We start from the raw sequence: 12484 nt of genomic DNA on the forward strand, positions 1-12484 counted from the left end.
GACAGAACGACGTCCACCCCCCGGCTACCGTATCGCGACAATCCCGTGATCTTCTCCGACGTTTCGCCAGGACCCGGCGACTTGCCGAAGCAATTAAGGGTTGCCGACTAGTCCCTGCTGACCGATACGGTGGGTTGGTGGCAACACCGGGCGCTCTTCCCGGGCGAATCAGCGCGTTCGTCCGGTGGGTGGTGCGCACCCCGTGGCCGCTGTTCTCGCTGAGCATGCTGCAGGCCGACATCATCGGCGCGCTGTTCGTGCTCGGCTTCCTGCGCTACGGCCTGCCGCCGCAGGACCGTATTCAACTGCAGGATCTGCCGACGCTCAACCTGGCGATCTTCGCCGGCTCGCTGGTCGTCTTGTTCCTCGTCGGCGTGGTGGTCAACCTCAGGCTGCTGATGCCGGTGTTCCGCTGGCAGCGCCGCGACAACATGCTCGCCGAGGCCGATCCGGCCGCCACCGAACTGGCCCGCAGCCGCGCCCTGCGGATGCCCTACTACCGCACCCTGAGCACCGTCGTGTACTGGTGCATCGGCGGTGTGGTGTTCGTCGTCGCCAGCTGGTCGGTGGCCCGGTTCGCCGCGCCCGTCGTCACGGTCGCGACCGCGTTGGGGGCGGCGGCCACCGCGATCATCGGCTACCTGCAGTCCGAGCGAGTATTGCGGCCGGTGGCCGTGGCCGCCCTGCGCAGCGGGGTGCCCGAGAACGTCAAGGCGCCGGGCGTCATCCTGCGCCAGATCCTGACCTGGATGCTGTCCACCGCCGTGCCGCTGCTGGCGATCGTGCTCGCCGTGGTGGCCGACAAGGTTTCGCTGCTGCATGCCGCACCGGAGAGCTTGTTCAACCCGATCCTGTTGCTGGCGCTGACCGCGCTGGGTGTCGGGCTGATCAGCACCCTGCTGGTGGCCATGTCCATCGCCGACCCGCTGCGCCAGCTGCGCTGGGCGCTCTCGGAGGTGCAGCGCGGTAACTACAACGCGCACATGCAGATCTACGACGCCAGCGAGCTGGGCCTGCTGCAGGCCGGATTCAACGACATGGTCCGCGACCTGGCCGAGCGGCAGCGGCTGCGCGACCTGTTCGGCCGCTACGTCGGCGAGGACGTGGCGCGCCGGGCGCTGGAGCGCGGCACCGAATTGGGCGGCCAGGAGCGCGACGTCGCGGTGCTGTTCGTCGACCTGGTCGGCTCGACGCAGCTGGCCGCGACGCGGCCGCCCGCCGAGGTGGTCCACCTGCTCAATGACTTCTTCCGGGTGGTGGTCGACACCGTCGGGCGCCACGGCGGCTTCGTCAACAAGTTCCAGGGCGACGCCGCGCTGGCCATCTTCGGCGCGCCCATCGAACACCCGGACGCCTCCGGTGGCGCGCTGGCCGCGGCCCGCGAGCTGCACGACGAGCTCCTCCCGGTGATCGGGGCGGCCGAGTTCGGCATCGGGGTGTCCTCCGGACGGGCCATCGCCGGCCATATCGGCGCCCAGGCCCGTTTCGAGTACACCGTGATCGGCGACCCGGTCAACGAGGCGGCGCGGCTGACCGAGCTGGCCAAGCTCGAGGCCGGGCATGTGCTGGCGTCGGCGATCGCGGTCAGCGGCGCGCTGGACGCCGAGGCATTGTGCTGGGATGTCGGCGAGGTCGTCGAGCTACGCGGCCGCGCCGCGCCTACTCAGCTGGCCCGGCCGCTGAATCTTGCTGTCCCCCCAGGTGTTTCGACACCACCGCGCGCCGTTGAAGATGTAGCCAGCGAGATTCTGTGATGGGCAGGCGCTAACCGCGCTTGGCGGCCTTTTTCGCCGGGGCCTTACGCGTGCTCTTCTTCGCGGGCCGTTTCACCGGACCCCGGGCCCGCCGGTCGGCCAGCAGCTCGGCGGCGCGCTCGTCGGTAATCGACATCACGTCGTCGCCCTTGCGCAGGCTGGCGTTGGTCTCGCCGTCGGTGACATAGGGCCCAAATCGCCCGTCCTTCACCACCATTGGCTTGCCCGACGCCGGGTCATTGCCCAGCTCGCGCAACGGTGGGGCCGAAGCACTTTGCCGGCCACGGCGTTTCGGCTCTGAGTAGATCTTCAGCGCCTCATCGAGCGTGATGTCGAACATCATCTCCTCGGTCGCCAGCGAGCGAGAATCCGTGCCGCGCTTCAGGTATGGGCCATAGCGACCGTTCTGCGCGGTGATTTCCTCGCCCGAAGCAGGATCGACGCCGACCACCCGGGGTAGCGAAAGCAGCCGCAACGCATCCTCGAGCGTGACCGTCTGCAGATCCATGGTGCGCAGCAGCGACCCGGTGCGGGGCTTGGGGCCGGTCGGCTTCTTGCCCTTTTTCGCCGGGGCCGCCTCGCCGTCCTCCGGAGGCGGCTCGGGCAGCACCTCGGTCACATAGGGCCCGTACCGGCCGTCCTTGGCGACGATTTCGTGGCCGGTCTCCGGGTCCACGCCCAGCGAGCGGCCCTCTTGCGGAGTGGCGAAAAGCTCCTCGGCCACCTCCAGCGTCAGCTCGTCGGGGGTCAGCGAGTCGTTGAGGTTGGCGCGCTGCGGCTTTGTCTTCCCGTCGTCGCCGGCGATCGTGCGCTCCAGGTACGGCCCGTTCTTGCCGACCCGGACGTAGACCGGGCGCCCCTCCGAGTCGTCAAACAGCTTGATGGAGTTGACTTCCCGGGCGTCGATGCCCTCCAGGTTGACCCCGACGAGCTTCTTGAGGCCGCCGGCGCGGGCCACCGAATCCTGCACACCGTGGTCGCCGCCGAAGTAGAAGTTGTTGAGCCAGTTGGTGCGTTGCTCGCTGCCGGACGCGATCGCGTCGAGCTCATCTTCCATCGCCGCGGTGAAGTCGTAGTCGACGAGTCGGCCGAAATGCTGTTCCAGCAGACCGGTGACCGCGAACGCGACCCACGAGGGCACCAGCGCGCTGCCCTTCTTGTGCACGTAGCCGCGGTCCTGGATGGTCTTGATGATCGACGAGTACGTCGACGGGCGGCCGATACCCAGCTCCTCGAGGGCCTTGACCAGTGAGGCCTCGGTGTAGCGCGCCGGCGGGTTGGTGGCGTGGCCGTCGGGGGTGAGCTCGAGGGCCGCCAGCCGCTGCCCCTGGGTGAGGTGGGGCAGCCGGCGCTCGGCATCGTCGGCCTCGCCGCCGGCCAGTTCGTCGACGGTCTCGACGTAAGCCTTCAGGAAGCCGGCGAAGGTGATGGTGCGGCCGGTCGCGGAGAACACCACCGGCTGGTCACCGGATTGGCCGTTGATCCGCAAGCTCAGCGTGGTCCCGCGCGCGTCGGCCATCTGCGAGGCGACCGTGCGCTGCCAGATCAGCTCGTAGAGGCGGAACTCGTCGCCGTCGAGCTCGCGCCGCACGGCGTCGGGGGTGGCGAACGTCTCGCCGGCCGGGCGGATCGCCTCGTGCGCCTCCTGGGCGTTTTTGACCTTGCGGGTGTACTGGCGCGGCGACGGGGACACGTACTCGTCGCCGTAAAGCTGACTGGCCTGAGTGCGGGCCGCGCTGATCGCCGACTGCGACAGCGTCGTCGAGTCGGTACGCATATAGGTGATGTAGCCGTTTTCGTAGAGCCGTTGGGCGATGCTCATCGTCCGCTCGGACGAGAAGCGCAGCTTGCGGCCGGCCTCCTGCTGCAGCGTCGACGTCATGAACGGCGCGTACGGGCGGCGGGTGTACGGCTTCTCCTCGACCGAGGCCACCGACAGCTGCGAGCCGCGCAAACCCGCGGCCAGCTCCGTGGCTCGTGCTTCGTCGAGCACCACGACTTCGTCGGCCTTGCGCAGGACGCCCAGCGAGTCGAAATCGCGGCCGGTGGCGACCCGCAGTCCGTCGACGGAGGTCAGCCGGGCGGTGAAGGTGGGCGGCTGCGCGTTGGGGTCGGAGACGCTGGCGTCCAGCTGGGCCAAGATGTCCCAGTACGACGCGCTGCGGAAGGCCATGCGGTCGCGTTCGCGCTGCACGATGATGCGGGTGGCCACGGACTGCACCCGGCCCGCCGACAACCGGGGCGCGACCTTCTTCCACAGCACCGGACTGACCTCGTAGCCGTACAAGCGGTCCAGAATGCGGCGGGTTTCCTGCGCGTCGACCAGGTCGATGTCGAGGTCGCGGGGGTTTTGCGCGGCCTCGAGGATGGCGGGCTCGGTGATCTCGTGGAACACCATCCGCTTGACCGGGATGCGCGGCTTCAGCGTTTCCATCAGGTGCCAGGCGATGGCCTCGCCCTCGCGGTCACCATCCGTAGCCAGGTAGAGCTCGTCGACGTCCTTCAAAAGGCCCTTGAGCTCGGTGACCGTGCTCTTCTTTTCCGGGCTGATGATGTAGAGCGGTTCGAAGTCGGCGTCGACGTTGACTCCGAGCCGCGCCCAGGGCTCCGACTTGAACTTGGCGGGCACGTCGGCGGCGGCTCGGGGCAGGTCGCGGATGTGTCCCCGCGACGATTCGACGATGTAGGTGGAGCCCAGGTAGCCCGCGAGTTTGCGCGCTTTCGTCGGCGACTCGACGATGACAAGTCGCCTCCGGCTGCCATTGCCGCTGCCGTCGCGGCCTGATGTCGGGTCAGCCACCTGCGCTTACGCTCCATATCTGCTCCCGGTCCCGTGCGGGACCGCCCTGGGAGGAAGAATGACAGGCAGACGTCTGAAATTCCGTTGAAATTCAGATACGCCGACGTTCCTTCCCTTCGGGCACCTGACAATTTCGCACCCGGAGGCGGGCCGACGCAAACCGACTCCCCGAAAACCCAGCTCTTGGCTACGGCCCGGCCGGTGCGGCGGGCACCGTCGTCACTCGGCTAAACCCGCGGCCACAGCGCCAACGCCTCGGCGCCGTCGGGATGCTCCCCCACGTTCTCTACCAGCCGCGATAGCCTGCGGCGTCCGCTGATCCGCAGCGCCGGGCGCCCGCCACGGGTGCCGATCAGGGTGGGCGCGATCCCGACCCGCATCAGCGCCGAGGCCAGCGGCGAATGGGTGTCCGGGGCGTGTGGATCCAGGCCCAGTTGATAGTGATCGCCCTCGGGAGTGCCGGCGGCGATGGTCCACGCCCGCAACTCGCGGGGGCCGGGCAACCATCGGGGCGGCACCGTCTTGACCGCCCCGCGCGTCCATTCGGCGGCGATCGCGGTCAGCGACGGGTCGACCGCGGTCCGCACCAGAGGCGTGTCTTCGTCGGTACGGCCGATCTCGGGGACCAAGCCGGCCTCGGCGATCATCTCGGCCAGCGCCGCGGCGCGCCACTGCTGATCCACGACGACCGACAGCCGGGCGCCACGACCCTCGGTAGCGCCCACCGTCACGATTTGGCCAGAAGCCGCCAGCACCCCGCACAGATCGGCGACCGCGGGCGGCACCGCCTCCGCAGTGAAGAAGGAAAGCTGGCTCACCACATCGACAGTAAGCCAGCGTGCCCGTCCCCGCTTTGAGGCATTCGGCGCGCCGGGACACCTGGCGTGTCGGCCGCTTCGGGCCGAAGGTTGCCCAGGAGTGAATAGATAGTGAAAACCCCCCGGCGGCACCCGCAAAGCGGGCTGCACGGGGGGTTTTCGTCAGAATCTGCTCGATTTAGACGGAGCGGACTCCGGTGGCCTGGGGGCCCTTAGGGCTGTGGCCGATCTCAAACTCGACCTTCTGATTTTCTTCGAGGGTGCGGAAGCCCGAACCCTGGATCTCCGTGTAGTGGACAAAAACATCCGCGGAACCATCCTCGGGGGCGATGAAACCGAACCCCTTCTCCGCGTTGAACCACTTCACAGTTCCCTGTGGCATTTCTCGATCTTTCCTTTTCTTCAAGGTTCGGAGCACCGCTTTTCGGTGCCCCGGGCCCGTTGTCGCCGCCATACCTCGCGGAGTCGTCGGAACTTCACCCGAACGTTAACCTCGCAGGAACCGCGGGTCGCAACGTCGATCCTGCGAAGTTTTGACACGAACACAGAAGCTACGACCGCAAACAGTCAATCATGTTCATCGCGTCGGCGACAGACTTGTGTCCCCGACTGATTCTCGGAGGGTGTGACGTGGCGAGTTTCGGCAGCGACCTGCTCGCCGTCGCGCTCGCCGGAACCGCACCGGACGAGCATCCGCTGCGCCACGTCGCGGAGCTCCCGGCCCGGACCGGCCGGCCCCACATTTGGCCGGAATGGGCCGAATCCGACGTCATTGCGGCCTTTACCGACCGAGGCATCAGCGCACCGTGGTCACACCAGGCGCAGGCCGCCGAATTGGCCCGCGCCGGGCGTCATGTCGTGGTCAGCACCGGCACCGCGTCGGGCAAGTCGCTGGCCTATCAACTGCCGGTGCTCAATGCGCTGGCGACGGATCGGTTGGCCCGAGTGCTGTACCTGTCGCCGACGAAAGCGCTCGGTCACGACCAGTTGCGCGCCGCGCACGCACTGACGGCCGCCGTGCCGAGACTCGCCGACGTGGCGCCGGTCGCCTACGACGGCGACAGTCCCGCCGAGGTGCGCCGCTTCGCGCGCGAGCGCTCCCGCTGGCTGTTTTCCAACCCGGACATGATCCACTTGTCCATTTTGCGAAATCATCCGCGCTGGGCGGTGTTCCTGCGCGGCCTGCGCTTCGTGATCGTCGACGAATGTCATTACTACCGCGGGGTTTTCGGCTCCAACGTGGCGATGGTGCTGCGCCGCCTGTTGCGCCTGTGTGCACGGTACTCGACAGCCCCTACGGTGATTTTCGCCAGCGCGACGACGGATTCGCCCGGCGCCACGGCGTCCGAACTGATCGGCCTGCCCGTCGAAGAGGTCACCGAAGACGGCTCACCGCAGGGCGAGCGCACCGTCGCGCTGTGGGAGCCCGCGCTGCGCACCGACGTCACCGGCGAGCACGGCGCCCCGGTGCGCCGTTCGGCCGGTGTCGAGGCGGCGCGGGTGATGGCCGACCTGATCGCCGAGGGCGCGCAGACCCTGACGTTCGTGCGTTCCCGGCGGGCGGCCGAATTGACCGCGCTGGGCGCCCGGGCGCGGCTGGACGACGTCGCCCCGGACCTTTCGCAGCAGGTCGCCTCATACCGGGCCGGTTATCTCGCCGAGGACCGCAACGCGCTGGAGCGCGCGCTGGCCGAGGGCCGATTGCGGGGTCTGGCCACCACCAACGCGCTGGAATTGGGTGTCGACATCGCCGGGCTGGATGCGGTGGTGCTGGCCGGATTTCCCGGCACGGTCGCGTCGTTTTGGCAGCAGGCCGGCCGTTCGGGGCGACGGGGGCAGGGCGCGCTGGTGGTGCTGATCGCCCGCGACGACCCGCTGGACACGTATCTGGTGCACAATCCCGCAGCGCTGCTGGGCAAGCCGGTCGAGCGGGTGGTGATCGACCCGGCCAACCCCTATCTTCTCGGCCCCCAACTGCTTTGTGCTGCAACCGAATTGCCGCTCGAAGAGGCAGAGGTTCGAGAATTCGGTGCCATGGGAGTGGCCGAGGGACTGGTCGACGACGGGCTACTGCGCCGGCGCGGCGACAAGTACTTTCCCGCACCGGGCCTAGAACCGCATGGGGCGGTGGACATCCGGGGCTCGGCGGGCGGCCAGGTCGTCATCGTGGAAGCCGACACCGGGCGACTGCTGGGCAGTACCGGACTCGGGCAGGCCCCCGCCTCGGTGCACCCGGGGGCCGTTTATCTGCACCAAGGCGACACGTATGTCGTCGATTCGCTGGACCTCGAGGACGCAATCGCCTTCGTGCACGCCGAGGATCCCGGCTATGCAACGTTCGCGCGCGAAATCACCGACATCAAGGTCACCGGCAATGGCGAGCAGTCGACGTTCGGTCCGGTGACCCTGGGCGTGGTGCCGGTCCGGGTCACCCACCAGGTCGTGGGCTATCTACGTCGGCGGTTGTCCGGTGAGGTTATCGATTTCATCGAGCTGGACATGCCCGAGCACGTCCTCGACACCACCGCGGTGATGTACACCATCACACCGGAAGCATTGGCAAGCAATGGAATTGACGCATCGCGGATTCCCGGCTCGTTGCACGCGGCCGAACACGCCGCGATCGGGCTGCTGCCGTTGGTGGCCAGCTGCGACCGCGGGGATATCGGCGGGATGTCCACCGCGGTCGGGCCGTTGGGCGAGCCCAGCGTGTTCGTCTACGACGGGTATCCGGGCGGAGCGGGATTCGCCGAACGCGGATTCCGCCAAGCACGAACCTGGTTGAGTGCCACCGCGGCGGCCATCGAGGCGTGTGAATGCCCGATGGGCTGTCCGTCCTGCGTGCAGTCCCCCAAGTGCGGCAATGGCAATGACCCGCTGGATAAGGCGGGCGCTGTGCAAGTGCTCAGGCTCGTGCTGGGGGAGTTGCCGTAGCGATCGCGCTGAGCAATCCACGGACGGCGACCGACCCCTCGACGGTCGACCTCCACGGAACTGCATACAACAACCGCCGAATGCGTTTCCCTTCTACTGAAGAAACGCCAGCGTGCTGTCTCAAAGCGCGACCAACGGCCGGAGCAGAAAACCTACCAAGGCTGTGATGGCGTTTGCAAACTTACCAGTAACTTAGCGGCGGCGAAGTCGATTCGAACTATCACTGAACTGGTGTCGCGACGGATTTGCTGGCGCAATGACGGCGCGCCCGGGGATCCCCACAAGTCCGGGCGCGCCCTAAAATTGACCGCATGGCCCACGACTGGTTGCTCGTGGAGACACTGGGGGACGAGCCTGCCGTGGTAGCACAGGGGCGGCAGCTCAAGAACCTTGTCCCGATCACGACCTTTCTCCGCCGCAGTCCCCACCTCGCCGCTGTCCGGACCGCCATCGCCGAGTCGATGCGCACCGGGCAGAGCCTGACCAGTATCACTCCCAAGCACGACCGCGTGATCCGCACCGAACCGGTGGTCATGTCGGACGGCTGCATCCACGGTGTGCACGTGTGGACCGGACCCGCCGACATCGAGCCGCCCGAGCGCCCCACCGCGGGCCCGCTGAAGTGGGACTTGACCCTTGGGGTGGCCACCGACACCCGCGAGTCGCTGGCGATCAGCGGCAAGAATCCCGAAGTCGAAGTCACTTTCGGCCGGGCGTTTGCCGAAGACCTTCCTTCGCGGGAGCTCAATCCGAACGAAACCAAAGTGCTTGCGATGGCGGTCAAGGCGGTACCGGGGCAAACAATCTGCAGCACTTGGGATCTCACTGACTGGCAGGGAAATCCTATCCGAATTGGCTTCATTGGCCGCAGCGCGCTGGAACCCGGACCCAACGGCAAGGACCACCTGGTCGCGCGGGCGATGAACTGGCGCGCCGAGCTCAAGGGCCCGATCGTCTCCACCGACGACCTGGCCCTGCGAATCCTCAACGGGCTGCGGCAGGCGGGAGTGCACCGGGCGCTCGTCGACCTCAACAACTGGACCCTGCTGAAATGGCTCGACGAGCCCTGCACGTTCTACGACTGGCGGGGCGCCGATAAAGACCAGCCGAAAGTCCATCCCGATGACGTGCCTCAAATGTCAGCGATGACAAAGGAATTCGGTAAGGGGTCAACCAACCGTGTGCTGCGGATGCGTGGCTTCGACGGGAACTGGGTGCCGGTGCACGTGACGGCCAACCGCGTGGAACTCGAGCCCGACACCTTCGTCGGGCTGCTCTCGCTGCGCTTGCCCAGCGACGAAGAGCTCGCCAACGCCGGACTGCCTAAAGCCGCGGAGGACGACGGCTGATCATGTCGCGTCGACCGGCCCGGCCCGGGCGGCGGCCTCGGCCACCTCACCGAACAGCGCCGTGACGCGCACGGTGACGACGACGTCGAGATCGTCGGCCCGGCAGCCGACATCGCCGATTCGCATGCCGCGGGCCACCGCACTCGCCCGGGCACAGGCCGCCTCGGTTCCCGAGGGCAGCCGCGCCGCGGCGGCCAACGCGGCCAGATCGGCGGCCGCCTGCGCACGATGGCGTGCCACCACCACGGATCCGAGGTACGCACCGGCAGCCGTGACGCACAGCAGCACCGCGACCATCGCCGCCGCGAGTACGGTCGCCGAACCGCGATCATCCCGAAGGTTCCGCCGCCGAGACCGCTTTGGCGCTGATGTCCAACGCGGGCAGTACCTTTGAGTGCGCCACCACCGTGGCCACCACGAAGTCACCGTCGCGGCGGACCTGGACCCGCGATCCGCCCGGGGCGATGCGCCGCGCCGCGTCGAGCGCCGAACGTTCGTCACCGCGGGCGGCCAGTCGGGCGGCCTCGCGGGCGGCATCGACACAGCGAACCTGCATCGACACGGCCGTGATGCCGGCCAGGCATCCCACCAGCACCGTAACCAGCGCGGCGATCGCCAATGCCGCTTCCACGGTGCTCGCACCACGGCAACCGGCTAGACCTTGGTGTTGAGCGCACGACCGATGATGTTGGTGAGCGCCGACACGATTGAATCGCCGGTGACGACGGTGTAGAGAATCGCGCCGAACGCGGCCGCGGCGATGGTGCCGATTGCGTACTCGACCGTCGACATCCCGGACTCGTCGGTGGCCAGAACCGCCATCCGCGCCGTCAGCACGCGAAACATGTTGATCACCAATGTATCCCCTCTGTTGTGGTTTCACAGCAAGCCCGATTGCAAGACGTCTCCGGCCAGCCCCGCCACCACCGGGACAATGCCGAGGCAGACAAACGCCGGCAGGAAGCACAGCCCGAGTGGTCCGGCGATCAGCACGCCTGCCCGCTCGGCGGACGCCGCGGCGGTGTGCGCGGCATCGTGGCGGGACTGCTCGGCCAGCTCGGCGACACCGGTGGCCAGAGCCGCTCCCGACGATGCCGAACGTCGCGCCAGTCGCAGCAGCGCCTCGGTCTGCACGTCGACCGGTTTCCCGGGCGAGATCGACCATGCGACAGCAGGATCGGCGCCCAGCGCCAGCAGATCGGCGGCCCGCCGCAATATCCCGGCCAGCTGCGCCGGCGCGGAACCGGCGGTTGCGGCCGCCGCGGTCGAGACGGCCATCCCGGCCTGCAGGCACACGGCCAGCACGTCGAGGCCAGCGGCGACGGCCAGCGGGTCCGGCCCGCGCCCGGATGCGGCGCGCAGCACGGGCCGAAGCCGTTGCGCACGAACCGTGGCGCGGGCGCGTGCAGTCGACCGGCCGGGTGCGATCAACAACGCCATCGCCAGCAGCACCGTTGCGGTGCTCATGACACGGCCCCCTGGATGATTCGGTCCGACCACAGCAGCCCGCCACACGTCAACACCGACCCGACCACCAACAGCCACCCGCCCGCGTGCCCGCTCAGCAGGAAGCCCAGCGGACGGGCCCCGATCAGTTGGCCCAGCAACACTCCCAACACCGGCAAGCCCGCCAATATCGCCGCGGTGGCCCGAGCCCCGGCCATGCCCGAGTCGATCTTCGATGAGAATCGTTGTCGCTCAACGATATCGCGTTGTGCGGTACGCATCAGGGTGGCGATCCCAAGACCGTGGTCGCTCGCCAGCTGCCAGCACACGGCCAGCCGTTGCCAATGCGCGGGCTGGGATGAGGAGTCAGCGGCGACCCGCAGGCCCGCCGTGACATCGGCGCCCAATCGCGCGCGTGCCGCGACCGCACGCAGCGACCGTGCCACCGCGCCAACGGTTTCGGCGGCGGCCACATCGAACGCCTGCACCGGATGGGCTCCCACGCGCAGCTCGCCGACCAACACATCGAGCGCGGCTTCCAATGTCCGGCCCTCCTCGGTCGCACGCCGGAGCTGACGGCGCCGGCGGTAGCGCAGGCTCACCGTGGCGGTCACGGTCGCGGCGGCCAGGATTGTGGTCAGCGGCAGCGTAATCACGGCCACAACGGCGGCACCCGCGACCAGACAGGCGATCCCGCGCGTGCCGACTACGACTTGTCGACGTGCGGTCAGCCGCCGCTTCGGCGACGATGGGAATACCAACAGCGCCAACGCCATCAGCGAGGCAGCCACCGCGATGCCGTTCATGCCGACAGCCGGCTTCGCAGCAAGCGATGCAGCTCCTCGGCATCGCCGGTCATGCCGTGCTGGACGTGCCACGCCGTCGCCGCCCGGACCCGCCCGTCGACGTGGCGCAGCACGGCGATCTCAGCGAGCCGGCGCCGGCCGTCGCGGCCCCGCGCAACGTGCAGCAGCACCTGCACCGCCGCGGCGAGCTGACTGTGCAACGCGGCCCGATCCAAACCGCCGAGCGCACCCAACGCCTCCAGCCGGGCGGGGACCTCACCGGGATTGTTGGCATGCACCGTGCCCGCCCCGCCGTCATGGCCGGTGTTCAGCGCCGCGAGCAGGTCGACCACTTCGGCGCCCCTGACCTCACCGACCACGATGCGGTCGGGCCGCATCCGCAACGCCTGCCGCACGAGCTGGCGCACCGGAACTTCGCCCACGCCTTCGACATTGGCGCACCGAGCGACCAGCTTGACCAGATGCGGATGCCGGGGCGCCAATTCGGCGGCGTCCTCGACACACACGATCCGCTCGGTCGGCGAGACCGCGCCCAGCATGGCCGCCAGCAGAGTCGTTTTGCCAGTGTTATGTACGG

General features: G+C 68.4%; 12 protein-coding genes. 3 read left to right on the forward strand and 9 right to left on the reverse strand.

Annotated elements, in window-relative coordinates:
• Window positions 1-92 precede the first annotated feature (92 nt).
• Window positions 93-1754, forward strand: a complete 1662-nt coding sequence (locus BN973_RS27370) for an adenylate/guanylate cyclase domain-containing protein (RefSeq protein WP_139830370.1) — start codon at window positions 93-95, stop codon at window positions 1752-1754.
• 10 nt (window positions 1755-1764) lie between these two features.
• Here BN973_RS27370 and topA read toward each other — a convergent pair whose 3' ends face one another.
• From topA to cspA, 3 genes are all read right to left on the reverse strand, one after another.
• A complete protein-coding gene (gene topA / locus BN973_RS27375; protein WP_036471856.1) occupies window positions 1765-4554 on the reverse strand; it encodes a type I DNA topoisomerase in 2790 nt (929 codons plus the stop codon).
• Between the two features lie 227 nt (window positions 4555-4781).
• On the reverse strand, window positions 4782-5372 hold the full coding sequence (locus tag BN973_RS27380) for a hypothetical protein (RefSeq protein ID WP_036473183.1): 591 nt from the start codon (window positions 5370-5372) through the stop codon (window positions 4782-4784).
• 178 nt (window positions 5373-5550) lie between these two features.
• Window positions 5551-5754: a cold shock protein CspA gene (gene cspA / locus BN973_RS27385; RefSeq protein WP_007166602.1), complete on the reverse strand. Its 204-nt coding sequence runs from the start codon at window positions 5752-5754 to the stop codon at window positions 5551-5553.
• Between the two features lie 248 nt (window positions 5755-6002).
• Between cspA and BN973_RS27390 the strand changes: the two genes are divergently transcribed.
• Together BN973_RS27390 and BN973_RS27395 are read left to right on the forward strand one after the other, a co-directional pair.
• Window positions 6003-8306: a DEAD/DEAH box helicase gene (locus tag BN973_RS27390; protein WP_036471857.1), complete on the forward strand. Its 2304-nt coding sequence runs from the start codon at window positions 6003-6005 to the stop codon at window positions 8304-8306.
• A 311-nt stretch (window positions 8307-8617) separates the two neighbouring features.
• Complete coding sequence (locus tag BN973_RS27395) at window positions 8618-9655, forward strand: PAS domain-containing protein (RefSeq protein WP_036471858.1); 1038 nt, start codon at window positions 8618-8620, stop codon at window positions 9653-9655.
• Here the strand turns inward: BN973_RS27395 and BN973_RS31845 are convergent, their stop codons facing one another.
• The 6 genes from BN973_RS31845 to BN973_RS27425 all read right to left on the reverse strand — a co-directional run.
• Window positions 9656-9952, reverse strand: a complete 297-nt coding sequence (locus BN973_RS31845) for an Rv3654c family TadE-like protein (RefSeq protein ID WP_036471859.1) — start codon at window positions 9950-9952, stop codon at window positions 9656-9658. It lies immediately after the preceding gene.
• Between the two features lie 31 nt (window positions 9953-9983).
• The gene (locus BN973_RS31850) at window positions 9984-10286 is read right to left on the reverse strand and encodes a TadE family type IV pilus minor pilin (RefSeq protein WP_139830365.1); all 303 of its coding nucleotides are present in this window, start codon (window positions 10284-10286) and stop codon (window positions 9984-9986) included.
• 23 nt (window positions 10287-10309) lie between these two features.
• Window positions 10310-10501, reverse strand: a complete 192-nt coding sequence (locus BN973_RS27410) for a DUF4244 domain-containing protein (protein WP_036473187.1) — start codon at window positions 10499-10501, stop codon at window positions 10310-10312.
• A 33-nt stretch (window positions 10502-10534) separates the two neighbouring features.
• Complete coding sequence (locus BN973_RS27415; RefSeq protein ID WP_198048965.1) at window positions 10535-11122, reverse strand: type II secretion system F family protein; 588 nt, start codon at window positions 11120-11122, stop codon at window positions 10535-10537.
• Complete coding sequence (locus BN973_RS27420) at window positions 11119-11907, reverse strand: type II secretion system F family protein (RefSeq protein ID WP_036471860.1); 789 nt, start codon at window positions 11905-11907, stop codon at window positions 11119-11121. The genes BN973_RS27415 and BN973_RS27420 overlap by 4 nt, the downstream gene beginning before the upstream one ends.
• A partial coding sequence (locus BN973_RS27425) for an ATPase, T2SS/T4P/T4SS family (RefSeq protein ID WP_036473191.1) occupies window positions 11904-12484 on the reverse strand: 581 nt, incomplete at its 5' end. The genes BN973_RS27425 and BN973_RS27420, both read right to left, overlap by 4 nt.

Origin of the sequence: Mycobacterium triplex, assembly GCF_000689255.1 — a bacterium.
GTDB classification, from domain to species: Bacteria; Actinomycetota; Actinomycetes; order Mycobacteriales; family Mycobacteriaceae; genus Mycobacterium; species Mycobacterium triplex.